The sequence below is a fragment of the Burkholderia sp. E168m15 genome, from assembly GCF_016586105.1.
GTDB lineage: Bacteria > Pseudomonadota > Gammaproteobacteria > Burkholderiales > Burkholderiaceae > Burkholderia > Burkholderia orbicola.
Genome location: NZ_BCPO01000209.1, coordinates 1 through 26,839, shown reverse-complemented (window position 1 = coordinate 26,839; position 26,839 = coordinate 1). Strand labels below are relative to the sequence as shown.

The 26,839-nt window shown below is 67.8% G+C and carries 21 protein-coding genes and 2 pseudogenes; 13 read left to right on the top strand and 10 right to left on the bottom strand.

Going from position 1 to position 26,839, the window contains the following annotated elements:
• From JMF86_RS35195 to JMF86_RS32635, 9 genes are all read left to right on the top strand, one after another.
• Positions 1 to 360: hypothetical protein (locus JMF86_RS35195; protein WP_236593044.1), on the top strand; the 360-nt coding region annotated here is incomplete at its 5' end.
• Between the two features lie 71 nt (positions 361 to 431).
• Positions 432 to 1,568 (top strand): muconate/chloromuconate family cycloisomerase, encoded by a 1,137-nt coding sequence (locus JMF86_RS32670; protein WP_201317291.1) that lies wholly within the window; start codon positions 432 to 434, stop codon positions 1,566 to 1,568.
• A gap of 51 nt (positions 1,569 to 1,619) precedes the next feature.
• Positions 1,620 to 2,570, top strand: coding sequence for a catechol 1,2-dioxygenase (gene catA / locus JMF86_RS32665; RefSeq protein WP_201317290.1), 951 nt, complete (start codon positions 1,620 to 1,622; stop codon positions 2,568 to 2,570).
• Between the two features lie 117 nt (positions 2,571 to 2,687).
• Positions 2,688 to 4,046, top strand: a complete 1,359-nt coding sequence (locus tag JMF86_RS32660) for a Rieske 2Fe-2S domain-containing protein (RefSeq protein WP_201317289.1) — start codon at positions 2,688 to 2,690, stop codon at positions 4,044 to 4,046.
• Positions 4,043 to 4,531 carry a benzoate 1,2-dioxygenase small subunit gene (benB, locus tag JMF86_RS32655; RefSeq protein ID WP_201317288.1) on the top strand — a complete coding sequence of 163 codons (489 nt, stop codon included), beginning with the start codon at positions 4,043 to 4,045 and terminating at the stop codon, positions 4,529 to 4,531. The genes JMF86_RS32660 and benB overlap by 4 nt, the downstream gene beginning before the upstream one ends.
• A gap of 39 nt (positions 4,532 to 4,570) precedes the next feature.
• The gene (benC, locus tag JMF86_RS32650; RefSeq protein ID WP_201317287.1) at positions 4,571 to 5,593 is read left to right on the top strand and encodes a benzoate 1,2-dioxygenase electron transfer component BenC; all 1,023 of its coding nucleotides are present in this window, start codon (positions 4,571 to 4,573) and stop codon (positions 5,591 to 5,593) included.
• A complete protein-coding gene (gene benD, locus JMF86_RS32645; protein ID WP_201317286.1) occupies positions 5,590 to 6,366 on the top strand; it encodes a benzoate diol dehydrogenase BenD in 777 nt (258 codons plus the stop codon). Before benC ends, benD begins: the two co-directional genes overlap by 4 nt.
• Before the next feature lie 89 nt (positions 6,367 to 6,455).
• Complete coding sequence (locus tag JMF86_RS32640) at positions 6,456 to 6,854, top strand: RidA family protein (RefSeq protein ID WP_011545508.1); 399 nt, start codon at positions 6,456 to 6,458, stop codon at positions 6,852 to 6,854.
• Between the two features lie 131 nt (positions 6,855 to 6,985).
• Positions 6,986 to 8,791, top strand: coding sequence for a tannase/feruloyl esterase family alpha/beta hydrolase (locus tag JMF86_RS32635; protein WP_235349343.1), 1,806 nt, complete (start codon positions 6,986 to 6,988; stop codon positions 8,789 to 8,791).
• 131 nt (positions 8,792 to 8,922) lie between these two features.
• Here the strand turns inward: JMF86_RS32635 and JMF86_RS32630 are convergent, their stop codons facing one another.
• The 4 genes from JMF86_RS32630 to JMF86_RS32615 form a co-directional block, all read right to left on the bottom strand.
• Positions 8,923 to 9,729 carry an oxidoreductase gene (locus tag JMF86_RS32630; RefSeq protein WP_200160215.1) on the bottom strand — a complete coding sequence of 269 codons (807 nt, stop codon included), beginning with the start codon at positions 9,727 to 9,729 and terminating at the stop codon, positions 8,923 to 8,925.
• A gap of 35 nt (positions 9,730 to 9,764) precedes the next feature.
• Positions 9,765 to 12,905 carry an efflux RND transporter permease subunit gene (locus JMF86_RS32625; protein WP_201317285.1) on the bottom strand — a complete coding sequence of 1,047 codons (3,141 nt, stop codon included), beginning with the start codon at positions 12,903 to 12,905 and terminating at the stop codon, positions 9,765 to 9,767.
• Complete coding sequence (locus tag JMF86_RS32620; RefSeq protein WP_201317284.1) at positions 12,902 to 14,026, bottom strand: efflux RND transporter periplasmic adaptor subunit; 1,125 nt, start codon at positions 14,024 to 14,026, stop codon at positions 12,902 to 12,904. Before JMF86_RS32620 ends, JMF86_RS32625 begins: the two co-directional genes overlap by 4 nt.
• Positions 14,027 to 14,108: 82 nt before the next feature.
• The gene (locus tag JMF86_RS32615) at positions 14,109 to 14,726 is read right to left on the bottom strand and encodes a TetR/AcrR family transcriptional regulator (RefSeq protein ID WP_011545503.1); all 618 of its coding nucleotides are present in this window, start codon (positions 14,724 to 14,726) and stop codon (positions 14,109 to 14,111) included.
• Positions 14,727 to 14,803: 77 nt separating this feature from the next.
• On the opposite strand from JMF86_RS32615, the gene JMF86_RS32610 reads away from it, so the two are divergent.
• Positions 14,804 to 16,264, top strand: a complete 1,461-nt coding sequence (locus JMF86_RS32610; protein WP_077179776.1) for an efflux transporter outer membrane subunit — start codon at positions 14,804 to 14,806, stop codon at positions 16,262 to 16,264.
• Between the two features lie 126 nt (positions 16,265 to 16,390).
• Positions 16,391 to 16,560 (top strand): annotated as a pseudogene (locus JMF86_RS35440) (type II toxin-antitoxin system RelE/ParE family toxin); the annotation flags it as partial.
• A 95-nt stretch (positions 16,561 to 16,655) separates the two neighbouring features.
• On the opposite strand, the gene JMF86_RS32605 reads toward JMF86_RS35440, so the two are convergent.
• The 6 genes and pseudogenes from JMF86_RS32605 to JMF86_RS32580 all read right to left on the bottom strand — a co-directional run bounded on the left by JMF86_RS32605 (position 16,656) and on the right by JMF86_RS32580 (position 25,418).
• Positions 16,656 to 17,489 carry a hypothetical protein gene (locus tag JMF86_RS32605; RefSeq protein WP_143275975.1) on the bottom strand — a complete coding sequence of 278 codons (834 nt, stop codon included), beginning with the start codon at positions 17,487 to 17,489 and terminating at the stop codon, positions 16,656 to 16,658.
• A gap of 106 nt (positions 17,490 to 17,595) precedes the next feature.
• Positions 17,596 to 19,182, bottom strand: coding sequence for a cytochrome c (locus JMF86_RS32600; RefSeq protein WP_201317283.1), 1,587 nt, complete (start codon positions 19,180 to 19,182; stop codon positions 17,596 to 17,598).
• Positions 19,173 to 19,574: a hypothetical protein gene (locus JMF86_RS32595; RefSeq protein WP_011695019.1), complete on the bottom strand. Its 402-nt coding sequence runs from the start codon at positions 19,572 to 19,574 to the stop codon at positions 19,173 to 19,175. Before JMF86_RS32595 ends, JMF86_RS32600 begins: the two co-directional genes overlap by 10 nt.
• Positions 19,571 to 22,210 carry a cytochrome c oxidase subunit I gene (ctaD, locus tag JMF86_RS32590; RefSeq protein WP_077179779.1) on the bottom strand — a complete coding sequence of 880 codons (2,640 nt, stop codon included), beginning with the start codon at positions 22,208 to 22,210 and terminating at the stop codon, positions 19,571 to 19,573. Before ctaD ends, JMF86_RS32595 begins: the two co-directional genes overlap by 4 nt.
• A gap of 13 nt (positions 22,211 to 22,223) precedes the next feature.
• Entirely contained in the window at positions 22,224 to 23,285 is a 1,062-nt protein-coding gene (gene coxB / locus JMF86_RS32585) for a cytochrome c oxidase subunit II (protein WP_077179832.1), read from the bottom strand.
• Between the two features lie 298 nt (positions 23,286 to 23,583).
• Positions 23,584 to 25,418: pseudogene (locus JMF86_RS32580) on the bottom strand (thiamine pyrophosphate-requiring protein).
• 332 nt (positions 25,419 to 25,750) lie between these two features.
• Here JMF86_RS32580 and JMF86_RS32575 point away from each other — a divergent pair.
• Positions 25,751 to 26,134 carry a DUF305 domain-containing protein gene (locus JMF86_RS32575; protein WP_011545496.1) on the top strand — a complete coding sequence of 128 codons (384 nt, stop codon included), beginning with the start codon at positions 25,751 to 25,753 and terminating at the stop codon, positions 26,132 to 26,134.
• 127 nt (positions 26,135 to 26,261) lie between these two features.
• Positions 26,262 to 26,839: FRG domain-containing protein (locus tag JMF86_RS32570; protein ID WP_201317282.1), on the top strand; the 578-nt coding region annotated here is incomplete at its 3' end.

Sequence of the window (26,839 nt, the reverse complement as noted above, 5' to 3'; positions counted from 1 at the left end):
GCTTTTGACGACCGACGAACATCGGCGACGAACGTCGATATCCGCCTGCTCACTTCCTTCCCGTCGTGCTCGGAAACCGACGCCGAAGCCGCAGGCCGGACGGCTAGCCCCCGTTTTTCCCGTCAGGAAAACCCTGATCGACTCGCCGGGCTGCCGGTTTTCAGCCGATTTTCCCGCTGTCACAACGCTGTCACAAGCAGCCGCAGTCGGCCCGCCGCCCAAACGATCCCCAACCCCGCACAACCTGCTCCATCAAGCCTCCCCGCCCGCCTACCTCATCAAAACAGGTATGACGCACCGCAATATTCCGCATGCATTGCCCAGTTTCAATACCCGTCAGGTATCAAAAATCCCGCCTAAAAGTATTGGACGCCCCATTTCCCCGCCGCGTATAAATCCGTTCCATGAACCACCCCCACGCAGCGCGCCCCATGTCCTCCGCCACCATCGAACGCATCGAAACCCGCCTCGTCGATCTGCCGACGATCCGTCCGCACAGGCTGTCGGTGGCCACGATGCACGGCCAGACGCTGATGCTGGTGAAGGTGTTCTGCAGCGACGGCGTGACCGGTATCGGCGAAGGCACGACGATCGCCGGAATGGCCTACGGCCCGGAAAGCCCGGAAGCGATGAAGCTCGCGATCGACACGTATCTCGCACCGGCGATCGTCGGCAAGGATGCGACGCGTGTCCAGACGCTGATGGCGTTCGTCGGCAAGCGCGCGAAGGTCAACCATTTCGCGAAAAGCGCGCTCGAAACCGCGCTGCTCGACGCGCACGGCAAGCGTCTCGGCGTGCCGGTCAGCGAACTGCTCGGCGGCCGCCGCCGCGATCGCCTGCCGGTTGCCTGGACGCTGGCGTCGGGCGATACGGCCACCGACATCGCCGAAGCCGAACGCATGCTCGACCTGCGTCGCCACAACGTATTCAAGCTGAAGATCGGCGCGAAAGCACCGGAAACGGATATCCGCCACGTGGCCGAGATCAAGAAGGCGCTTGGCGATCGCGCGTCGGTGCGCGTCGACGTGAACATGGCGTGGAGCGAAACGCAGGCCGCGCGCGCGATTCCGGCGTTGGCCGATGCGGGCTGCGAACTGGTCGAGCAGCCGGTGGCATCCGCCGCGGCGCTGGCGCGCCTGATGCGCCGTTTCCCCGTCGCGCTGATGGCCGATGAAATCCTGCAGGGCCCCGACAGCGCGTTCGACATCGCGAAGCAGCATGGCGCGGACGTGTTCGCGATCAAGATCGAACAGAGCGGCGGCCTCTTCGCTGCGCAGCGTGTAGCCGCGATCGCGGACGCGGCCGGCATCGAGCTGTACGGCGGCACGATGCTCGAAGGCGCATTCAGCACGGTGGCGTCCGCGCATCTGTTCGCGAGTGTCGCGAACCTGCAGTGGGGCACCGAACTGTTCGGGCCGCTGCTGATCACCGAGGAAATCCTGACGCAGCCGCTCGATTACAGCGACTTCGAACTGACCGTGCCGGACTGCCCCGGTCTCGGCATCGCGCTCGACGAGGACAAGATCAGGCGCTTCACCCGTGACGGACTGACGAAAGTCGCGCGGTAATTCGAATCAGGCAAGGACCGTCACCCCCCAAATACATATGGAGACAGCATCATGAGCGTCAAAGTTTTCGACACGACGGAAGTGCAGGACCTGCTGAAGGCCGCATCGAACGCGGCCGGGAACGGCGGAAATGGCACGAAAGGCGACGCACGTACGCAGCAGATCGTGCTGCGCCTGCTCGGCGACCTGTTCAAAGCAATCGACGATCTCGACATCACGCCCGACGAAGTGTGGGCCGGTGTGAACTACCTGAACAAACTTGGTCAGGATGGCGAAGCGGCGCTGCTCGCGGCCGGTCTCGGTCTCGAGAAGTATCTCGACATCCGGATGGACGCCGAGGACGAGGCGATCGGCCTCGACGGCGGCACGCCGCGCACGATCGAGGGGCCGCTGTACGTGGCGGGCGCCCCGGTGCGCGACGGCGTCGCGAAGATCGACCTCGATGCGGACGACGGCGCGGGCCCGCTCGTGATCCACGGCGCGGTCACCGGTCTCGACGGCAAGCCGATCGCCGGCGCGGTGGTCGAATGCTGGCATGCGAATTCGCACGGTTTCTATTCGCACTTCGATCCGACAGGCAAGCAGAGCGACTTCAATCTGCGCGGCGCGGTGAAGACGGGCGCCGACGGCAAGTACGAATTCCGCACGCTGATGCCGGTCGGCTACGGCTGCCCGCCGCAGGGCGCGACGCAGCAGTTGCTGAACCGCCTCGGCCGCCACGGCAACCGCCCCGCACACGTGCATTTCTTCGTCGACAGCCCCGCTCACCGCAAGCTGACGACGCAGTTCAACATCGACGGCGATCCGCTGATCTGGGACGACTTCGCGTATGCGACGCGCGAGGAGCTGATTCCGCCCGTGACCGAAAAGACCGGCGGCACCGCACTCGGCATGAAGGCCGACACGTACCAGGACATCGAGTTCAACTTCGTGCTGACGCCGCGCGTGCAGGGCAGGGACAACCAGATCGTCGAACGCCTGCGCGCGTCCGCCACGGTATAACCGCCGGCGGCACGGCGGCGCGCGAGCGCCACCGCTGCCGGCCGGTCACCCCGAGATTCAACCGATACCGATGCGAGCGTGCTTGCAGGACGCGGCACGCGCATGGGAGGAGCCATCATGTCCGCCACGATCGACCACACCAACGACCTGGATCATCTGCTGGAAACCGCCGTGCAGGATGACAAGGCGGCCGGCATCTTCCGCTGCCGCCGCGACATCTTCACGAACGCGGAGCTGTACGAGCTCGAGATGAAGCACATCTTCGAGGGCAACTGGGTGTACCTGGCGCACGAAAGCCAGATTCCCGACAACAACGATTACTACACGACATGGATCGGCCGCCAGCCGATCGTCATCACGCGCGACAAGACCGGCGAGCTGCATGCGGTCATCAATGCGTGTGCGCACAAGGGCGCGATGCTGTGCCGCCGCAAGCACGGCAACAAGGGCAGCTTCACGTGCCCGTTCCACGGCTGGACCTTCTCGAACACCGGCAAGCTGCTGAAGGTGAAGGACGAGAAGACGACCGAGTATCCGGTGCAGTTCAACACGCACGGCTCGCACGACCTGAAGAAGGTCGCGCGCTTCGCGAACTATCGCGGCTTCCTGTTCGGCAGCCTCAACGCCGACGTGCTGCCGCTCGAGGATTATCTCGGCGAAGCGCGCGTGATCATCGACCAGATCGTCGACCAGGCGCCGAACGGGCTCGAAGTGCTGCGCGGCAACTCGTCCTACATCTACGAAGGCAACTGGAAGATGCAGATGGAGAACGGCTGCGACGGCTATCACGTGAGCACCGTGCACTGGAACTATGCGGCGACGATGGGCCGCCGCAAGGAAGACGGCACCAAGGCGGTCGACGCGAACAGCTGGAGCAAGTCGGTCGCGGGCGTGTACGGCTTCGACCACGGCCACATCCTGCTGTGGACCCGGACGATGAACCCGGAAGTGCGGCCCGTGTACCAGCATCGTGACGAGATCAAGGCGCGCGTGGGCGACGTGCAGGCTGATTTCATCGTGAACCAGACGCGCAACCTGTGCGTGTACCCGAACGTGTTCCTGATGGACCAGTTCAGCACGCAGATTCGCGTGGTGCGGCCGCTCGCGGTCGACAAGACGGAAGTCAGCATCTTCTGCTTTGCGCCGAAGGGCGAGAGCGAGGCCGACCGCACGACGCGGATTCGCCAGTACGAGGATTTCTTCAACGTGACTGGCATGGGCACGGCCGACGATCTCGAGGAGTTTCGCGCGTGCCAGGCCGGCTATGCAGGCATCACGGCGATGTGGAACGACCTGTCGCGCGGCGCGCCGCTGTGGGTCGACGGGCCGGACGAGAACGCGCGGAAGATGGGGCTGAAGCCGCGCATTTCGGGCGAACGCAGCGAGGACGAAGGGCTGTTCGTGTGCCAGCACGAACACTGGGTGAACGTGATGCGCGATGCGCTGAAGAAGGAACGCGGGGAGGTGGCGGCATGAGCTTCGATTACCGGACGATTTGCGCGGCGCTGTATCGCGAGGCGCGCCTGCTCGACGATCGCGAGTGGGACGCGTGGCTGACCTGCTACACGGAGGACGTCACGTACTGGATGCCCGCATGGGACGACGATGACCGGCCGACCGACGATCCGCACAGCGAGATCTCGCTGATGTATTACGCGGATCGCGGCGGCCTCGAGGATCGCGTGTTCCGGATCAAGACCGAGCGCAGCGGCGCATCGACGCCCGAGCCACGCACCAGCCACAACGTGACGAACGTCGAGGTGCTGGCCGAACGCGACGACGAGGTCGACGTGCGCTACAACTTTCACACGCTGAACCACCGTTACCGCGTGACCGATCACTTCTTCGGCACGATGTTCGTCACGTTGCGGCGCGCGGGCGACGCGCTGCTGATTTCGCACAAGAAGATCGTGCTGAAGAACGATTACATCCGGCAGGTGCTCGACGTCTATCACGTCTGATGCCGTTGGTTTGCCATGAAAGGAAGTGGAGGTGACGCGATGTCCAGCTACAAGATTGCATTGAATTTCGAGGACGGGGTGACCCGCTTCATCGACTGCAAGGCCGGCGAGAAGGTGCTCGACGCGGCCTTTCGCGAAAAGATCAACCTGCCGATGGATTGCTCCGACGGCGTGTGCGGGACCTGCAAGTGCCGCGCCGAGAGCGGGCACTATGACCTCGGTGACGACTACATCGACGATGCGCTGACCGAGGACGAGAAGGACGGTGGCCTCGTGCTGACGTGCCAGATGGTGCCGCAAAGCGACTGCGTGATCGCGGTGCCGACGTCGTCGGTCGCGTGCAAGACCGGGCAGAGCGCTTTTGCCGCGACGGTCACGAAGGTCGAGCAGCACAACGATGCGGCTGTCGTGCTCGAACTCGACGTCGGCGCGAGCGCGCCGGCGTTCCTGCCGGGCCAGTACGTGAACATCGGCGTGCCGGGCAGTGGCCAGCATCGCTCGTATTCGTTCTCGTCCGCGCCGGGCGACACGAAGATCGGATTCCTGATCAAGAAGATCCCCGGCGGGGTGATGAGCACGTGGCTCGAATCGGCGAAACCCGGCGACACGCTCGAACTGCACGGGCCGCTCGGCAGCTTCTACCTGCGCGACGTGGCGCGGCCGCTGCTGTTCCTTGCCGGCGGCACGGGCCTCGCGCCGTTCCTGTCGATGCTCGAAGTGCTCGCGCGCAGCGGGTCGCAGCAGAAGGTGCACCTGGTCTACGGCGTGACGCGCGATCTCGATCTCGTGCTGGTTGATGCGATCGAAGCGGTTGCGGCCAAGCTGCCGAACTTCAGCTTCGCGACGGTCGTTGCCGATGCGGCGTCGCACCACGCGCGCAAGGGCTGGGTCACGCAGCACATTCCGGCCGACGCGCTGAACGACGGCGACGTCGACGTGTATCTGTGCGGGCCGCCGCCGATGGTCGATGCGGTGCGCCAGTATTTCGACGACGCAGGCGTGAAGCCGAACAGCTTCCACTACGAGAAGTTCACCCCCAACGTCACGGCAAAGGCGGCATGACCATGCAACGATTCTCCGGCAAGGTCGTCGTCGTCACCGGCGCGGCGCAGGGCATCGGCCGCGGTGTCGCGCTGCGCGCGGCAGCCGAGGGCGGCAAGGTGCTGTTCGTCGATCGCGCGGATTTCGTCGCCGACGTGGCGGCCGAGGCGACCGGTGGCGAGGCGGCAGGCTTCGTCGCCGATCTCGAAACCTATGAGGGCGCGCACGCGGCGATCGCGTATGCAGTGCAGCGGTTCGGCGGCATCGACATCCTGATCAACGGTGTCGGCGGCGCGATTCGCATGCGGCCGTTCGCCGCGTTCGAGCCGGCGCAGATCGACGCGGAAATCCGCCGCTCGCTGATGCCGACGCTCTATGCCTGTCACGCCGCGCTGCCGCACTTGCTTGCGCGCGGCGGCGGCACGATCGTCAACATCTCGTCGAACGCGACGCGCGGCATTCGCCGCGTGCCGTATTCGGCGGCGAAGGGCGGCGTGAATGCGCTGACGTCGGCGCTCGCGATGGAATATGCGGAACACAACATCCGCGTGGTCGCCACCGCGCCGGGCGGCACCAGCGCGCCGCCGCGCCGCGTGCCGCGCAATGCGGCCGGCGACACCGAGCAGGAACAGGCGTGGATGGGCGAGGCCGTGCGGCAGGTGACGGAATCGACGTACTTCAAGCGCTACGGCAGCCTCGACGAGCAGATCGCGCCGATCCTGTTCCTCGCGTCGGACGAGGCGAGCTACATCACCGGCACGGTGCTGCCGGTCGCGGGTGGCGATACGGGTTGAAGGGCGTTGACGGTGCACGCGCCGCAGCCGCGTGCACGACGACCCTCACATAACCGGCCGGCGCGGCAAGCGCGGCCACGGAGACATTCATGAGCAAACGCGAAGCGATCATCCCGGCCGGCATGGAAGCCGTGTACGAAAAAATCGGCTATGCACCGGCGATAAAGGTCGGCGATACCGTTTATGTGTCCGGCCAGATCGGCCGCGACGCGGCGATGCAGCTGGTCGAGGGTCGCGAAGCCCAGATCGTGCAGGCGTTCGAGAACCTGAAGCGCGTGCTGGATGCCGGCGGCGCATCGCTCGACGACGTGGTCGACCTCACGACCTTCCATACCGACATGCGTGACCTGCCGCTGTTCATGCAGGTGCGCGACCGCTATTTCCATGCGCATCCGCTGCCGGCGTGGACGGCCGTCGGCGCGCACATGCTCGGCGGCTCGCCCGGCTATATCGTCGAGATCAAGGCGATGGCGGTGCTGCGCGACTAGTCAATGCGGTGCCCGCGGTTTTGGCGCGTGTATCGGCTTTCCCTGTACGCGAATCAATCAAGAGAGAACGGAGGGGTGGAATGGCGTCGATGCTCAACGGTAGAACTCGTCGTGGTGGATGGCGTTTCGGCATGGCTGTCGCGGCATCCGCGGCCGGCATACTGATGGTGTCCGGTTGCAACGACAACGAAGTCCAGAATGCCGGAGGCGGCACGGCCGATGCCGCGTTGACCTGCGATCAGACGATGAAGGCGAGATTCGCGCCGGATGCGAACACGGCGGTGATCGCGGTGAAGTCGTTCAAGGCGGGCGATCCGCTGGTGCTCGATGCGTCCGCGGTCACGTCCGCGACGCCCGTCGCCGGCAACAGCCTGTGTCTCGTCAAGCTGAACGTCGGGCCGGGCCACGCGGGCCCGTCAGCCGCACCGTCGACGTCGGCCGGCATCGGGATGGAAATCTGGCTGCCCGCGCCGTCGAACTGGAATCGCAGGATTCACAACCTCGGCGGCGGCGGGTGGCAGGGCGGTGCGTACGGCGACCCGACGAAGATTGCCAGCGCGGGCGCGACGCCGAACGCCGCGACGATCGCGGCGTCCGAGGGCGCGGTGGTAGGCACGACGGATACCGGGCACGCGATCCAGAACGGATCGTTCGCGATGAATCCGGACGGCACGATCAATACGACGCTGTGGAACGACTTCGCGCAGCGCAGCCTGCACGAACTGGCGCTCAAGACGAAGGCGCTGGTCGCCGCGTACTACGCGACGCCGCAAAAGTATGCGTACTGGGACGGCTGCTCGACCGGCGGCCGGCAGGGCTACAACGAAGCGCAGAACAATCCGTCCGACTACGACGGCTACCTGAACGGCGCGCCTGCGTTCAACTGGTCGAAGTTCATTACGGGCGAGCTGTATCCGCAGGTCGTCGCGCAGGTCGATCTCGGCGGCGTGACGCTGACGGATGCGCAGCAGTCGCTGCTGTCGGGGGCGGCGGTCAGCGCGTGCGACACGGTCGGCGGCCAGCATCTCGGTTACCTGATGGACCCGGCCCAGTGTCGTTACGATCCGACCCAGGACGCGAACGTACTGTGCTCGGGCGTGAAGATCGGCACCGTCACCGGCACGAACGCGACGGCCGCGTGCGTGACGGCCGCGCAGGCCACCGCGATGAACAAGACCTGGTACGGGATGACGCGCGATGGCTCGGTGCCGAATCCGGCGCTCGACACCGGCACGGCGACGTCGCTCGCCAGCAACCAGATGTGGTTCGGGCTGATGCGCGGCACGGGCACCGGCGCGCTGGCCGGCGCGACTCCGTTCAGCATCTCGACCGACCTCGTCGCGCTGGAGCTGCAGGACCCGACGATCGCCGGCGCCGGCTTCACGAACGCGACCGGCAACGGCGCGAACAAGTGGAAGGGCCTCGGCTATGCGGGTCTTGCGAACGCCTATGACCAAGGGATCGCGCTGCAGTCGTCGTTCGGCAACATCAATACCGATAACCCGGACCTGTCGGGGCTCGTGAAGCACGGTGCGAAGGTGCTGCATTACCACGGTCTTGCCGATCCGCTGATCACGCCGTCGGGCAGCATCCACTACTACGAACGCGTCGCGAGCCGGATGGGTGGCATACCGGCGGTGCAGCAGTTCGACCGGCTGTTCCTCGTGCCGGGCATGGGGCATTGCAGCGGCTATGGCGGTGTCAACGGCACGGCCGGCCCGGCGCAAACCGCCAATACGGTGCCGTTGCCGCATGCCGACCGGCAGGACCTGTATGCGCAGTTGGTCAACTGGGTCGAAAACGGCAACGCGCCCACGAGCATCAAGCTGACGTCGGCGGACGGCAGCGCGAGCCAGCCCGTGTGCATGTATCCGACGAAGGCGACGTACAACGGTTCGGGATCGATCCGGGACGCGGCGAACTATTCGTGCAAATGACGGGCGAGCACGCTGCGGCATGTCGCGTCGCGATTGCCGGTGCATGTCGATGACGGGCGGCCTCGGCGCGGGGCCGAGCTTCGCGAACAGCTCGGGCATCCTCGTTCAAGACGTTTCGCCGGCGCGCCGCGTCACGCGAGCCGGAATTTCTTGCGCAGGCTCGAATCGACCGGGCCGGCCGGCATGAAGCGTCTCAATTTGCCCAGGAGAGACGCCTCTCCAGAAGGCGCGCGTCGCATGCGCCACGCGCCGAGCGCGGCCTCGACGATGGTGGCGGCCACGCCGTCGGGCTCGGGCGCGGCTTTCACGTTGTCGACCACCGCGCGCGCCGCCAGCGTCCGTTCGCGGTCATAGTCGGCGATCTTCGCGTTCGCGTGCGGCGCATTGACGTCGAGGCTGGTCCGCGTAAACGACGGCTCGACCAGCGTCGCACGAATGCCGAATTGCCGAACCTCGTGATCGAGCGTTTCGGTCAAGCCCTCGACCGCATGCTTGGACGCCGCATAGAGGCCCATGTACGGCGCGGGCAAGAACCCGAGCACCGAACTGACGTTGACGATGCGTCCGCCGCGTCGGGCGCGCATGTGCGGCAGCACGGCCTGTACCGTGCGCAGGATGCTGAATACGTTGGTGTCGAACAAGGCGGCCGCCTCGGCCAACGACGTTTCCTCCACCGCCCCGATCAGGCTCGTGCCCGCATTGTTGACGAGCACGTCGATACGCGCGGCGCGATCGACGATCGTACGGATTCCAGATTGAACGGACGCATCGTCGCGGACGTCCATTTCGATCAGCTCGACGCCGGCGACGGGCGCGGTTCGGGCAATGCTGCGCACGGTGCCGAATACCCGGCACCCGCGTTTGGCGAACTGCTCGGCGGTGGCGCGTCCGATGCCCGAAGACACGCCGGTCACGACGACAACGGTAGGGTTCGACATGGTTGTTTCCTTCGAGCGGATGAATGATGGAACGGTCAGTTGCGTGCGTCGAGCGTGGCCACAAGCGTGGAGTCGGGCAGCGACGCCGGTTCGGGCTCGCCGTGATGCGAACCGGCGGTGCGTCCCGGCCCGATCCTGAACCAGATCGCGTACATCGCCGGCAGGAACACCAGCGTGAGGATCGTGCCGGCGAACGTGCCGCCGATCAGTGTGTACGCGAGCGTGCCCCAGAACACCGAATGCGTGAGCGGGATGAACGCGAGCACGGCCGCCATCGCGGTGAGGATCACCGGGCGCGCGCGCTGCACGGTCGCTTCGACGACCGCATGGAACGGGTCCAGCCCGGCCTGTTCGTTCTGATGGATCTGCCCGATCAGGATCAGCGTGTTGCGCATCAGGATTCCCGACAACGCAATGAGCCCGACCAGCGCGTTGATGCCGAACGGCTGCCGGAACAGGATCAGCGTCGGCACCACGCCGATCAGCCCGAGCGGGCTCGTCATGAACACCATCACCATCGCCGAGATCGAGCGCACCTGGAAGATGATGATGAGGAGCGTGATCGCGAGCATGATCGGGAACAGCGGCAGCATCGCCGTCGTCGCCTTGCCCGATTCCTCGATGGAGCCGGCCTGTTCGATCCGATACCCGCTCGGCAGCTTGTCGACGATCGGCTGAAGCTGCTTCGTGATCGCGGCCGATACGTCCGGCGGCTGCAAGCCCTCGGCGATGTCGCCGCGCACCGTGACCGTCGGCACGCGATCGCGCCAGCGCATGATCGGTTCCTCCATCCGCACGTCGACCTTGCCGACCTGCGACAGCGGAATGCGCTGCCCGTTCGCGCCGGCGAGCGTGAAGTCGTCGAGGCGCGCGGGGTCAAGCCGCGCATCGCCGCCCGAACGCGCGATCACCTGCACGGTCCGGATATCCTCGCGCACCGCGGTGACCGGCACGCCGGTGAGCAGGAACTGCAACTGCTGCGCGACCGCGCTGGACGTCAGTCCGACCGCCTGCAGGCGGTCCTGCTGCAACGTGAAATGCAGCGTCGGCGCGCGCGTGCCCCAGTCGGCATTGACGGTGCGCATCATCGGGCTGCCGTTCATCACGTTCCCGACTTCCGACGCGATGCCGCGCAGCGTGTCGGGATCGGGGCCGGTGATCCGGTATGCGACCGGGAACGGCGAATACGGGCCGAACACGAGTTGCGTGACGCGCACGCGGGCTTCCGGCGCGAGGCCGTCGGCGACGGCGCGGCGCAGGCGGGCCTTCAATGCGTCGCGTTCGTCCTGACTGTCGGTGCGCACCACGATCTTCGCGAACGACGGGTCGGGCAGCTCCGGGCCCATCGCCAGGTAGAAGCGCGGCGCGCCCTGGCCGACGTACGCGGTGACGATGCGCGCTTCCTTCTGCTTCGCGAGCCATGCCTCGACCTTCGATGCGGCGGCACTCGTTTGCGAAATCGACGTGCCGTACGGCATCTGCACCTCGACGAGCACCTCGGGGCGGTCGGAGATCGGGAAGAACTGCTTCTTGACGACCGCCATGCCGAGAATGGCGAGGACGAACAGGCCGACGACCGACCCCGCGACCAGCCATTTGCGCGCGATCACGCGCGTCAGCACCTGGCGGAAACGGTTGTAGCGCGGCGTGTCGTAGATCGCATCGTGGCCGCCTTCGATCTTCCTGAAGTCGGGCAGCATCTTCACGCCGAGGTACGGCGTGAACACCACCGCCACGACCCACGATGCGATCAGCGCGATCCCGACGATCCAGAACATGTTGCTGGTGTATTCGCCGGCGGTGGAGCGCGCGAAGCCGTTCGGCATGAAGCCGACCGCGGTCACCAGCGTGCCGGCCAGCATCGGCGCGGCCGTGTGGCTCCACGCATAGGCCGATGCGGCCACGCGCCCGTAGCCTTCCTCCATTTTCACGACCATCATTTCGATCGCGATGATCGCGTCGTCGACCAGCAGCCCGAGCGCGAGGATCAGCGAGCCGAGCGTGATGCGGTCGAAGTTCTTGCCGGTGGCGGCCATCACGACGAACACCACGGCCAGCGTCAGCGGCACGGCCGCGGCGACCACGAGGCCCACGCGCCAACCCATGCTGACGAAGCTCACCAGCATGACGACGAGCAGCGCGGCGAAGAACTTCACCATGAACTCGTCGACGGCCGAGCTGATGTTGACCGATTGATCGGTGACCTTGGTCAGGCTCATGCCGAGCGGCAGCCCCGCATTGATTGCGCCGACTTCGTGGTCCAGCGCACGGCCGAGGTCGAGTCCGTTCCAGCCGTCGCGCATCACGATGCCCAGCAGCAGCGCGGGTTCGCCGTTGTTGCGGATCAAGAACGTCGACGGATCTTCGTAACCGCGCTCGACGGTCGCGATGTCCGACAGCTTCAGCGTGCGCCCCTGCGAGACGATCGGCGTGTCGCGGATCTTCTGCAGCTTGTCGAACGCGCCGTCCACGCGAATGAAGATCTCCGGCCCGCGCGTCTCGACGGAGCCGGCCGCCGTCAGCACGTTCTGGCCGTTGAGCGCGGCGAACACCTCCTGCGGGCTCACGCCGAGCGTCGCGAGCCGGTCGTGCGACAACTGCACGTAGATGCGCTCGGGCTGCTCGCCGATGATGTCGACCTTCTTCACGCCCGCCACGTGCAGCAGCCGCTGGCGCAACGCTTCGGCGTCGCGCACCAGCAGGCGCTGCGGTTCGCCCCTGGCCTTCAGCGCGAACAGCGCGAACGTGACGTCTGCGTATTCGTCGTTGACCATCGGACCGATCACGCCGGCCGGCAGGTTGGTCGCCTCGTCGCCGATCTTTTTCCGTGCCTGGTAGAACTGCTCCTGCACCTCCGACGGCGGTGTGCTGTCGAGCAGCGTCAGTGTCGTGATCGCGAGGCCCGGGCGCGTATAGGTCTCGGTGCGGTCGTACCAGCGCAGCTCCTGCATGCGCTTTTCGATCTTTTCGGCGACCTGGTCGTGCATTTCCTGCGCGGTGGCGCCCGGCCATGCGGTGATGATCGTCATCACCTTGATCGTGAACGCCGGGTCTTCCGCGCGGCCCAGCTTGAAGAACGACACGAGGCCCGCGAGCGAAATCAGGCAGATCAGGAACAGCGTGATCGCGCGCTCGCGTACCGCGAGCGCCGACAGGTTGAATCGTCGCTCGCTCACGGCCGTGCTCCTGCGCTCGCGACCGTCGCGGCCGGCGCGGACACGCGCACCGCTTCGCCTTCGCGCAGCAGCTGCGCGCCGAGCGCGACGACGCGCTCGCCTGGCTTGAGCGCGCCGTCGCCGGCCACGCGCGCGCTGTCGTCGTCGAGATGCTCGACCTTGACCGGCCGCCACGTCACCTTGGCCGGTTCACCGGTGACGACCCACACGCCGGGCCCTTTGCCCGCGTCCAGCAGCGCGCCGATCGGCACCTGCATGCCGCGTGGCGAAGCCGTGCGCGCGTCGTCCGGGATGTGGATCGTGACGGTCGCGCCCAGCGGGGCGTCGGCCAGCGCGCCTTGCAGCACATAGCGCGCGTCGAAAGTACGCGTTCTCGCATCCGCGGTATCGGAAAGCTGGCGCAGCGTCGCGGGGACGCCGACGTCCGGCTTGCCGAACAGCCCGGCCTGCGCGACCGACCCGATCGCCGGACGCAGGGTTTCGGGCAACTGGATCACGGCTTCGCGGCTGCCGGCGTGCGCGAGCCGCACCACCGGCTGCCCCGCGCTGACGACCTGGCCGGGCTCCGCGAGCGTTTCCATGACGACGCCGTCGCCGTCCGCGACGAGTTGCGCATAGCCGGTCGCGTTGCGCGCGACGTCGGCGTCGGCCTCGGCGGCGCTCAGTTGCGCTTTCGCGGCATCGGCGGCGGCCTTGATCTGGTCGTAGGCCGATGCCGATATCGCGCCGGTGCCGCGCAGGTCGCGGTAGCGCGCTTCGTCCTCGGCGGTCTGCCGCGCGCGCGCCCGTGCGGCGGCGACGGCTTCGTCGCGGGCGCGCGCCGCGAGCTTCAGGTCGACCGGGTCGAGCCGCATCAGCGGCTGGCCGCGCTTGACGGTTTGACCGGTATCGACGAGCCGCTCCAGCACCTTGCCGGCTACCCGGAAGCCGAGATCGCTCTGCACGCGCGCGGCGACGGTGCCGGTGAACGAGCGGGACGCGGGAACGGCCGCCTGCACGACGGCGGTACGCACGAGCGGCGCCTCCGTGCGCGGATCGGACGGCGCTTTTCCGCTGCAGGCGGCTAGCGCGAGGGGCAGTGCGGAAGCGACTGCGAAGAAAGCGGGGCGACGCCGAACCATGAAAGACCCAGTGACGAAGTGAGCGGGGCTTTCATTGTGTATCTAGTGACTAATATGGTCAATAGTCACAAACGGTGACGCATCACGGCGCGAGGCTGCGCAGGACGAGGCTGGACAGTTGGGCCGGCGCGGCGTCGGTCGTGTCGAGGTTGTACTGGAGCAGCAGCGGGTTCAGGTACGGCCGCATCACGAGGTAGATCGCCGTCGCGGTTTCGTCCAGCGGCGTCTTGCGTTCGAACTCGCCGTTTTGCCGGCCTGCCTGGAGGACGTCCTGCAACAGCGTCTGCACGCGTGCCTCGTAGGCCTGCACCGACTGCCAGTTTTCGGTGGCGGCCGACGCCGCGATGTCGTACAGCTTGCGGTCGTGGAAGAACAGCCGGAGGCTCGCCTCGGTAGAGACCTTGAAGAGCCGCCGCAGCTTTTCGGTGGGCAGCTCGGCCGCGGCGACGGCCGCGCGCACGTCCGTCTCGATTTCGCGCAGGCAGTTCGCGCAGATCATCTCGCCGATCGCCTGCTTCGACTCGAAGAACTTGTAGATATAGGCCTTCGAGAAGCCGATCGCCTTCGCGAGGTCCGACACGGTCGTCTTTTCATAGCCGTACCGGCTGAAGTGCTCGGTGGCGGCGGCCACGATCTGGTCGCGGACGTCGTGGTCGGCCGGGCCGCGCGCGGGCGCCGGGGAAGGGTCGATTTTTTTCATGGGCTGCAGCTGACGGGAATGGACAACGAGTGACTATTTGGTATTATAGTCACCACCGGATTCTTGCCAAAACCCTCATGCTACCCAAACCCATCGTTGCCGCGGCGCTGGCCGCCATCTTGTCGGCGGGGTGTGCCGTCGGTCCCGACTATGCGCGGCCGGACGTGGCGATGCCGCGGCAGTTCCAGGGGCAGCGCGCCGTGGATCAGCGCCACGCGGCGGCCGACGCCGATCTCGCGACGTGGTGGACGGGCTTCGGCGATCCGCAATTGACGCGCTACATCACGCTGGCGCTCGCGCAGAACCTCGATCTTGCGCAGGCCGCGGCGCGCGTCGCGCAGGCACGCGCGGGGCTCGGCGCGGCGAATGCGGCGCTGCTGCCGTCCGGCAATGTGAGCGGCCAGGCCGCACGCGTCTACCAGTCGGTCGAAACGCCGTTGGGGCAGGTGTTGAATGCGACGCCCGGTTTCGACCGTCATGGCAACGACTACGAGGCCGATTTCAACGCGAGCTGGGAGCTGGATATATTCGGCGGATTGCGCCGCGGCCGCGAAGCGGCGCTCGCCGACTATCAGGCCTCCGAAGCGGCGGCGGTCGCGACGCGGCTCGCCGTCGCCGCGCAAACGGCGGATACCTACATCACGATTCGCGGGTTGCAGGGCCGGCTCGAGGTCGCGCGGCACCAGGTGCAGACCGAGCAGGATCTGCTGTCGACCCTCAACCTGCTCTATGGAAAGGGCCTCGCGGCGGAGCTTCAGGTGCGGCAGGCCGAAGGCGCGCTCGCGCAGGTTCGTGCCACGGTGCCGGTGCTCGAAGCGGCGCTGGACGCGGCGATGAATGCGCTCGACGTGATGCTCGGCGCGCAGCCCGGCACACATCGCGCGGAATTGCTCGACGGCGGCGAGGTACCGGTCGCGCCGCGGATCGCGGCGACCGGCACGCCCGGCGAACTGCTGCGGCGCCGGCCCGACCTGATCGCCGCCGAGCGGCGCGTGGCGGCGTCGAATGCACGCATCGGCGTGGCGATCGCCGAGTATTACCCGAAGTTCTCGCTGGGCGGGTTGATCGGCAGCGCGACGACGATGGGCGCGGGCAACCTGTTTGCCGGCGGCGCGAACCAGGCTGCGGGCGTGCTCGGCTTGCGCTGGCGTCTGTTCGATTTCGGCCGGATCAATGCGCAGATCGCGCAGGCCAAAGGGCAGGATGCCGAAATGCTGGCTGCGTATCGGCTCGCGGCGCTGCATGCGACCGAGGACGTCGAGAATGCGTTCTCCGCGCTCGTCAAGCGTGACGAGCAGGCGGCGATTCTCGGTGACGGCGTGAAGTCGCTCGGCCGCGCGCGGGCCGCGTCGTTCGCGGCTTACCAGAAAGGGGTGGTCAGCCTGATCGAAGTATTGCAGGCGGATGAAAGCCTGCTGCGCGCGTCCGACGAACGCGTGCAGGCGCGAACCGAATCGGCGCGTGCTGCGGTGGCTGCATTCAAGGCGCTCGGCGGTGGGTGGCAGGCGCCGGAAGCGCAGGCCGTTGCGAGTCGGTAGCGGTGACATCGAAACCTGATCGATCGGGCCGGGCAAGTGCCGAATGATCGCGGTTCGCGGCGCCAGGGGTTGAATGCGATCACGGTGCCTACGGGTCTGACGAGCAACGCGGAGTAGTAGCCGACGTGGCTCGACGGTCTTGGCGACCCGGTCGGCAGCGCCGCGATCAGCCTGCGCATCGAGCGGGCGAGGCTCGGCAATCTTGGCCGGTGGCGTGCGATCGGCGACTGCATCAACGAAATGAAGATCGATGTTGAGCCGGGGCACCGGTCTATTTCGTATGGCGAGGAAAGATGAATTTGCATGCGCATACGCTCGGCGGCGCGCCAGCGCTATATCGTCGAGATCAAGGCGGTAATGCGGGCGGGTTGATCGGGTTCGTGGTCGAACGCTACTTCGCTTTTTCCGGCGTGAGCGCTTCGGCGATTTCCACAAACGATCCGGCCGGCCATTCTTTCCCGTGCCATGTCACGGGCGCGGCCAGAAAGCACGATCTGATGGCCGGGCCGGCCGGTGTGAGGTCGAAATTGGTCTCGCCGCATGGCCAGCCGTCGATGACCGTGCCTGCGGTGACTTCGGCCCGGGCCCGGTCGCAACAGCTCTCGGGGATGAAGATCAGACCGTCGATCGGCACGTTGCCGAGCAGGACGGACTGCGGGGCATGAATGGACTGCAGCGTGCGCTTCGCACCCCAGCCGAAAAAACCGCCTTCGCCGTCGTAGACGGCATGACTGCCGGGCGGGAAGGTCGCGCCGAGGACGACCAGCGGTTTGGTCGTGACTTCGTCCCGGCCGCGATATCCGCCCAGCGCGTATTCCGTGAGCAGTTCGCCGCCGAGCGTCAGCACCGGCAAGCAGAAAAACAACACGGTCCAGGCCAGCCGTTTCAGCAACGGCATCTGGCGCAGGAACCACGCGAACACCACCAGCGTCAGCAGGACCCAGACCGCCGACGCGAACGTAAACGCGGCCATCGCGATGCCGCCCAGTTCGCCGGCGTCGGCATGCGTCGTCGACGGAAACAGCGCCAACAGCAGCGCCGGCATGGCAAACGGACCGAAGCGGGACCGAACGGGGTGGCGTGGCACCGATTGCCCTTCTTTTTCAGTCAATGTCGATTGTTCGATTGTTGTCGTTGATGTTCCGGCGCGTATCCCGCTGTACCGGCGCGGTAGCGATTCGACGAGGCAGGCCGCCGGCAGCGGTCGTCGGATCATGACGTGCATTTACGACCGTCTCGTCGATGAAGTCAAGCACCGCGCAAACGACAGCGATATCGAACGACTCGCGATCATTGAACGGGCTGGATACAGGTGCGACGAAACCGACGCGCTACTTGTGAATCGCCCCCCGCAACCGCCGCACATCCTGCTCCGACACCGGCGCCGCCCGATTTCCCCACGCACCGCGCACGTAGCTGACCACCGCCGCGATCTCGCCGCTCGTCAGCGCGCCGCGCATCGCCGGCATCCGTTGCACCGGCCCCGGCCCCGGCCCCGGCGCGGGCCGCGCGCCTTCGACCACGATCCGGATCGTGCTGGTCGGATCGGCCGCCACGACGATCGAACTGCCCGCGAGCGCCGGTCCGTGATCGTGCACGCCCGTGCCGTCCGCACCGTGGCAGCGCGCGCAGAACCCCGCATACACGCCGGCTCCAGGCGCCTGCTGACCGCCTTCCGGCCGCGGGCCGGCCACGGTGAGCCGCGGCACGCCCACACCCAGCGGATTCGTCGCGGCAGTCCGTTGCGCGGGCAACGACTTCAGGTACACGGCGATCGCGTGGCGGTCCGCGTCCGTCAGCAACGCGGTGCTTTCGCCGACGACCGGCGCCATCGCGCCGAACACCGCGCCACGCGCCGCATGGCCGCTGCGCAGGAACGCGGCGATGTCGTCGGCCGACCAGCGGCCGAGGCCATCCGGGGCCGTGCCAGTCAGGTTCGGCGCGAACCAGTGGTCGTTGATGCCGCCGGTCAGGAACGCGGGGCTGCGCTCGTCGTAGCCGCGTTCGTTGTAGGCCGGCCCGCGCGGCGTATGGCAGGCGCCGCAATGGCCGAGCCCCTGCACGAGATACGCGCCGCGATTCCATTGCGCGGATTGCGACGGCTGTGGCGTGAACCGGTCGCGGTTCGCGAACACGAGGCTCCATAACCCCAGCGCCCAGCGCTGGTTGAACGGAAACGGCAGTTGCGTGAGCTTCGCCGCATTCGCGGACGGCGCGACGCCGCGCATGAAATACGCATACAGCGCGCGCACGTCGTCGTCGGTCAGGTGCGCGAACGACGGGTACGGCATTGCCGGATACAGCCGGCTGCCGTCCGCACGCACGCCGCGCCGCATGGCGTCGTCGAATTGCCGCAGCGTGTAGTTGCCGATGCCGTGCGTCGGGTCCGGCGTGATGTTCGGCGCATAGATCGGCCCGAACGGCGAATTCACCGGCTGGCCGCCCGCGTACGGCGTATGGTCGGCCGCGTCGTGACACGCGGCGCAATCGCCGGCGAGCGCGAGGTAGCGGCCGCGCGCGAGCGTCGCGGCGTCGGCGCTCGCGGCAGCCGCGGCGATTACCGGGCGGCGGGCGGTCGAAGCGGAAGCCGCATCGGGCGGCGGGGTGGACGCCGCGGACGATGTCGAATCCGCCACCAACGCGCCCCGGTCGCGTGACAGCCGCCGGTCGTCCTTCACGCGCGCGGACATCGACGCACCGGCCTCGGCCGCCGATGCTCCGATCCGCACGAACCGCCAGCCCGACGCGGGCTCGGGCGCTTCCGCCGCCGACGCGGCGTCGGCTGCATTGCCGGGTGCGGCTGTGTTGTCGTCCTGCCGCATCTCGCATCCGCAGAGCGCGACGCATACCGCGAATGCGACGCCCGCGCGGCGGCCCGGAAATCGGAACGGAAACAAAGCGAACGAGATCAGCGCCATGGACTGCAAGGCCCCACGAAAGCGGTGACGATCCCCGTGAACACCAGACCGATCACGAAGCCGAGCGCGGCGAGCATCCCGCAGCGCGCGAGAAAGCGCGTACTGTCGTCGCGCGTCGCGGCGGGCGCGTCGCCATCGTGCCGGTGCCGCCACGCGCGCGCGAGCCATGTCGCGCACCCGGCGGCCAGCGCGAATGCCCCCGCGGCGATCAGCGCGAGCCACACGCCGACGTGCGCCCAGCGCGGCACGGCCTGCGCGACGCCGAGCGGATAGCACGCGGTGGACGCGAGCGTCTCCGACACCAGCATCTGCGCGAACCACAGCGCGGGCGCGCCGACGAGGCCGGCCGCGATCGCGAGCAGCGGGGTCCACGCGCGTCGGGCGTCGTTCATCCCGTGCTCCTCAGCCAGAAGGGCGATACGTACAGCGCGGTGAAGATGAACAGCCACACGACGTCGACGAAGTGCCAGTAGAGCCCGCCGATCGTCAGCGCGACGCGCCGTCCGCGGCCGAAGAAACCGGCGGCGGTCCACCCGGCGAGCAGCGCGAGGATCGCGAGACCGGCCACGACGTGCGCGAGGTGGAACCCGGTGATCGTGAAGTAGAGGCTGCCGTACAGATGTGCGGTCGGGCCGTACGGATGGTCGCGCCATTCATGCAGCTGAACCAGCGCGAACGCGGTGCCGAGCACCAGCGCGACGACGAGCATCGCGACCGCGCGTGCCGGCCTGTCGGCCCGCACCGCGCGCTCCGCGAGCCACACGAACACGCTGCTCGACAGCAGCACGACCGTGTTGGCGGCCGCGAGCCAGATCTTCGGCATGCCTTCGGGCGGCCACGGCGCGGACCACTGCGACTGCAGGTAGAAGTAGCAGAACAGCAGGTAGCCGAACAGCCCGGCCTCGGTCACGATCAGCGTGAGCACGCCCCACCAGCCGCCCGCGCGTTCGCCGCAACTGCCGACCGGCAGCGGTTCGATGCACGCGGCCGGCGCCCCCGGCGGCACCGTCGCCGACGGCGGTTCGTCCGGATGAAGCCCGGTGGCCGCGGCGGGCGCCAGCGTGTCGGCGCGGGCCGGCAGGCGCGCGCGTTGTCCGAGTTCGCGGCGCGGCCACAGCCACGCGGCGGTGGCGATCGTGCAACCGGCGACGGCCATGCAGACGAGCGTCGGCGAGCGCGCGAGCATTGCCGCGAACACGGCGGTCGCGAGCAGCGCGAGCACGAACGGCACGCAACTGTCTTCGGGCATCTTCAGGATCGCGCTCGGCGCGGCGGCGAGCGGCGTGACCGCGAGCGCCTCGCGCCCGTCCGCGAGCCGGTAGCCGACCCGCAGGCTGGTGCGGGTTGGATCGTCGCGCGTTTCCCACAGCGGATGCCGCGACGCGACGAGCGGCAGCACCGCGAAGTTGTACACGGGCGTCGGCGACGCGACGGACCATTCGAGGCCGGCCGCGCCCCACGGGTTGTCGCCGGCACGCACGCCGCGCCGCGCGCTCACCAGCGCGTTGACGACGAACATCACGATGCCGATCCCGAACACGAACGAGCCGATCGTCGTCAGCAGGTTCGACGTGTCCCAGCCCATCCCGGATGGATAGGTATAGATCCGGCGCGGCATCCCGAGCAGCCCGGAGATGTGCATCGGGAAGAAGCCGAGATTGAAGCCGACCAGCACGACCCAGAACGTCAGCTTTCCGAACCGCTCGTGCATCATCCGCCCGGTGAACTTCGGGAACCAGTACGCGACGCCGCCGAGCACCGGGAACACGTTGATGCCGAGCAGCACGTAATGCAGGTGCGCGACGACGAAGTACGTATCGGTGAGCTGCCAGTCGAGCGGCACGGCCGCGGTCATCACGCCCGACACGCCGCCGATCACGAACATCAGCACGAAACCCGCGAAATACAGGAACGGCGTGCGGAACACCGGGCGCCCGGTCCAGATCGTCGCGATCCATGCGAACACAGCGACCGCGCTCGGGATCGAGATCAGCATGCTCGCGGCGCCGAAGAACGCGAGCGCGAGCGGCGCGATGCCCGTCGCGAACATGTGGTGGACCCACACCTCGAAGCCGATCAGCATCGTCGCCACGGTCGACACCGCGACGGCCTCGTACGCGACGAGCGGCCGCCGGCAGAAGGTCGGCAGCGCATCCGACACGATCCCCATCGCCGGCAGCACGACCACGTAGACCCACGGATGCGCGAACATCCAGAACAGGTGCTGCCACAGCAGCGGCCGGCCGCCATGCGCGACGTCGAAGAAATGCGTGCCGGCATTGCGGTCGAGCCACAGCAGCAGGAACGCGAGGCTCACCGACGGCACCGCGACCAGGTTCGCGACCGACGCGGTCAGCGTGCCCCACACGATGATCGGCAGCCGGTCGATCGACATGCCATGCGCGCGCATCCGCAGCAGCGTGACGACGAAGTTCGCGGCGCCGCCGGTCGTCGAGATGCCGAGCAGGATCATCCCGAGCGCGTAGATGTCGATGTTTGCGCCGGCGCTGTAGTCGAGCGACGTGAGCGGCACGTAGTTGAACCAGCCGCCGTCCGGCACCGCGCCGAGCGGAAAGCTCGCGTACAGGAACAGCCCGGCGAACAGGAACGACCAGTACGAGAACGCGTTCAGCCGCGGAAACGCCATGTCACGCGAGCCGAGCATCAGCGGCCACAGGTAGTTCGCGAAGCCGGACAGCACCGGCAGTGCGTACAGGAAGATCATCGTGACGCCGTGCATCGTGAACAGCGAATCGTATTGCGCAGGCGTGAGCACGGTCGCGTTCGGCCGCGCGAGCTGGATGCGCATCACGAGCGCCTCGACGCCGCCGAGCAGCAGGAACACGAACGCGGTGACGATGTAGCGCAACCCGATGCGCTTGTGATCGACGGTGCCGAGCCAGCCGCGCCAGCCGGGTTCCGATTCCCACAGCTCGGCCAGCACGCGCTCGTGCGCGGAGCCGGGCGGTGCTTCACCGAGATCGGGTACGCGGCTGAGCGGGGCGGGCGTGTCGCGGGCAATGGCCATCGGCGTCCTCGGTTCAGTGCAGCGTCGCGAGATACGCGGCGAGATCGTCGGCATCGCGCGGCGCGAGCGCGATCGACGGCATCAGCGACTGCGGCTTGACCTGCTGCGCATGCGCGATCCAGCGGCGCAGGTTGTCGGGGGTGTTGTCGAGCGTGCCGGCCGCGAGCAGCCGGCGCGTGCCGACGTGCGTGAGATCGGGGCCCGCGTCGCCCGCGGCATCGGTACCGCGCACCGCGTGGCAGCCCGCGCAGCGTGCGGCGAATACGCGCTGGCCGCGGCGTTCGGTGCCGGTGCCCGCTGCGGGCGCCGGGGCCGGTTGGCGCTGCGCGGCGAGCCACGCATGAAACGCGGCAGGCGGCTCGGCCACGACTTCGAACGCCATGTGCGCATGCTGCGCGCCGCAGTATTGCGAGCACTGGCCGCGATAGATGCCCGGCCGGTCTGCCTGCAGCCATTGACGATTGGTCTGGCCGGGAATCGTCTGGGTCTTGCCGGCGAGTTGCGGCACCCAGAACGCGTGGATCACGTCGGCGCTCTTCAGTTCGATCGCGACGGGCTCGCCCACCGGAATATGAATCTCGTTCGCCGTGACGAAGCCCGGGCCGTCCGCATCGTCCGGATAACGCACGGCCCACCACCAGTCCTGCGCGGTCACGGTGATCGTCAGCGCGGGCGGACGCGGCGGCGCCGCGACCGCACCCAGCACGCGCAGCATGTACACGAGCGCGCCGAACAGCAGCAGGATCGAGATCGCGGTGCCGACGGTCACGATCGTCAGCCCGCTGCCGTAGCCGCCGCCCGCCTGTGCGCGACGACGAAACAGCGCGATCAGCAGCAGCACGGCGATCGCGACGCAGACGAACGTGCACAGCGCGAGCAGCGCCCAGCCGAGCACGAAGACCGGCTGGGCGGCGGGGCCGGCCGCGTGCACGACGTACGCGAGGGGCAGCGGCGCGGCAGGGTTGCCGGGCGTCGCAGGCTCGGCGGCCGCGCGCGCCACGAGCGGCGCGACTGCCCATGCGAACGGTGCGATGCGTGTAATACGACGCGTTTTCCTGGACGGCGGAACGAGCAACACGACTCCTTGCCGCATTCGGCGGCATGACGACAGCCGTTCGCGGCAGAGCAAATTTCGTGCACGCGCGGCGCCCACGTAGGCAGCCGTGCGGGGGCGGGATGGCGTGCGCAACGGCCGGCGCGTTACAGCTGCCTTGTAAATTGAGTGGCGCGTTTTTACGCGCGCGTCTGGCTGGCGGAAGGTCGTTTGCTGTGCCGATCAAGTTCCGGAACGACGCGACAGCGACAGCGGCGGCGTGCCGGCCATCATCGCAAAACGGCCGAACCGACCGCGAACGTCGCGCCGTCCCGGGGGCTTACGATTCGCCTTTCCCGTCCTTGCTGCCCTTGCCGGCCTTGTCGCCGTGGTCGCCCGGCAGCACGGCCGACAACACCTGCCGCGCGGTCTCGACGATCACGTTACCCTCGCGCGGGTCGCCTTTCACCAGCGTTTCGGCGAAATGTTTCGCTTGCTGCAGCGTCACGTGCGGCGGCAGCGGCGGCACCTCGGGGTCGCTCTTCACTTCGAGCACGACCGGCCGGTCGGACGCGAGAGCTTCGTCCCACGCGGCGCCGAGCTGTTCCGGATCGTCGACGTAGATGCCCTTGAGGCCGAGCAGCGTCGCGAAGCGGTAGTACGGCACGTTCGGGATCTGCTGCGACGCGTCGAACTTCGGGTCGCCTTCCATCACGCGCTGCTCCCACGTGACCTGGTTCAGGTCCTCGTTGTTCAGCACCATGCAGATCCAGCGCGGGTCGGGCCACTGGCGCCAGTATTTAGCGACGGTGATCAGCTCGGCCATGTTGTTCATCTGCATCGCGCCGTCGCCGACCATCGCGATCACAGGGCGCACCGGGTACGCGAATTTCGCGGCGATCGCGTAGGGCACCGCGGCGCCCATCGACGCGAGGCCGCCGGACAACGAACCCATCATCCCGCGCCGCATCATCAGGTCGCGTGCATACCAGTTCGCGCAGGAGCCCGAATCGCTCGTCAGGATCACGTCGTCGGGCAGGCGCGGCGACAGCTCGGTAAACGCGCGCTGCGGATTCACGCCGCGCCCGGCGCTGGCCTTCGCGGCCGCGCGCGCCGCGAGCGTGTCGTGCCAGTCATGGTTCCATTTCGCGATCCGGTCGCGCCACACGGTGTCGCGCCGCTCGTTCAGCAGCGGCAGCAGCGCGCGCAGCGTCTCGGCGCTGTCGCCGACGAGGTTGACCTCCATCGGGTAACGCAAGCTCAGCATGTCGGCCTTCAGGTCGATCTGCACGCCGCGCGCCTGGCCTTCCTTCGGCAGGAATTCCGAATACGGAAAACCCGAGCCGACGACCAGCAGCGTGTCGCATTCGGTCATCAGTTCGTAGCTCGGCTTGGTGCCGAGCAGCCCGATCGAGCCGGTGACCCACGGCAAGTCGTCCGGCAGCGCGGCCTTGCCGAGCAGCGCTTTCGCGGCGCCCGCGCCGAGCCGGTCGGCCACCGCGATCACCTCGTCGGTCGCCTTCAGCGCGCCGGCACCCACCAGCATCGCGACTTTCGACCCCGCGTTGAGCACGTCGGCCGCGCGCCGCAGGTCGTCCGCATACGGCACGACTTTCGGCGCGGTGTAGCCGACGCCCGAATGTACGGTGCCGTGCGCACGCTTCGGCGGCGCGTAATCGAGCTCCTGCAGGTCGTTCGGCAGCACGAGCGCGGTGACCGTGCGCGCGCCGAGCGCGGTGCGCACCGCGCGGTCGACCAGATGGCGCACCTGGCCCGGCACCGTCGCAAGCTGAACGAATGCGCCTGCAACATCTTTGAAAAGCGCCGGAAGATCCACCTCCTGCTGATAGTGGCCGCCGAGCGCCGCGCTTGCTGGCCGACGATCGCGAGCACCGGCATGTGATCGAGCCGCGCGTCGTACAGGCCCGTCACGAGGTGCGCGGCGCCGGGGCCCGACGTCGCGACGCATACGCCGAGCTCGCCTGTAAATTTTGCATGCGCGGACGCCATGAAGGCTGCCATCTCCTCGTGGCGCGCCTGGATGAATTCGATCTTGCCGTCCGCACGGTTCAGCGCGCCGAAAAAGCCGTTGATGCCGTCGCCCGGGTAGCCGTAGATGCGGCGCACGCCCCAGTCGTACAGTCGCTCGACGATGAAATCCGCCACTGTCGCCATGCCGTTTCTCCTTGGTTCGGGATGAGCCGATGGGAGGCAGCCGCGCAAGGCACATGCCGCGCCGCGTGCGTCGGGCACGGCGGTTGCACGCCGCATCCGCAAGCAAAAAAAGCAAGCTGACCGGAGCGCGGCGACGGCACGTTCCATCGCGCCGGCGATCGACGACGTGTGCGCTCGCGCGCACCGTGTGCCGACCGCCCGGCCCGCAGCCGCATGCGGATGCGCGCTGGCAGTGAATCGCATGGCGCGACTATCGCCGGCACCCGCCGTCACGCGTCCGGACGAGCAAGACCGCACACGCGAACCATTCACTTTCCTAGCGAGGAGGGGGCATGCCTGCCTTCAACCGATCATTCCTGCGCCGCTGTGCCGCCTGCGCACTGCTGGCCGCGTGCGCGTCGGCGCTGCCCGCGGCAGCCCAGTTGCGCCCACCCAATCCAGCCAGCGTGCCCGACACGTCCACGCAGGCGTTCAAGCGCGCCGACCGAAAAATGATGGAAGCGATGGAGAGCGCGCCGTACACCGGCGACGCCGATCGCGATTTCGTCTCACACATGGCGCCGCATCACCAGGGCGCGATCGACATGGCGCAGGTCGAGCTCAAATACGGCAAGGACCCGACGCTGCGGCAGCTCGCGAGCCGGATCGTCGCCGCGCAGCGCGACGAGATCGCGCTGATGGAGCGCTGGCAGAAGGAGCGCGGCAAAACGCCGTGAGCCGCGATGCGAGACGGCGATACGCAGCCGGCTGTATCGATGGTTCGGCATCCGATGAGTGGCGATACCGGACACGTGCCGAGGCGATGGCCGTGCGTCCTATCGGCTGCGAAAGGAGGCGCGATGCATGGACGGTGAGCACGAGACGGCAGGCCGTTCGATCGACAGCGTCGCCGACTACATGGCCGCGATCGGCGCGCAGCGGCAGACGATGGCGCTGCGGCTCTTTCGCGGCCAGTGCAACGCCGGCTGGCCGCTCGTGCCGGGCATCGCTCGGCAGCGCGCGTCGCCTGACGTGGAAGCGCGGATGCTCGACGAATTCACGCGGCGCGCACTGCCGCATCTCGAACCCGGGCAGAACCTCGATGCGTGCGACTGGCTCGCGCTCGCGCAGCAGCACGGGATGCGCACACGCCTGCTCGACTGGTCCGGCAACGCGCTGGCCGCGCTGTGGTTCGCGGTCAGGCGCGCGGGCGAAGCGGGCGGAGACGGCGTGGTGTGGTGCCTGTCGCACGACGCCGACGACATCGCGACCGCAGCCGAACGGCGCGCGCCGCTGCAGGTCACGCGCACCAAGGTGTTCCGTCCGCGGCACGTGATGCCGAGAATCACCGCGCAGGACGGCTGGTTCACGATTCACTGTTACGACGCCGGCGCCGAGCGCTTCGTGCCGCTCGACCAGCATGGGGACCTCGCCGGCCGCCT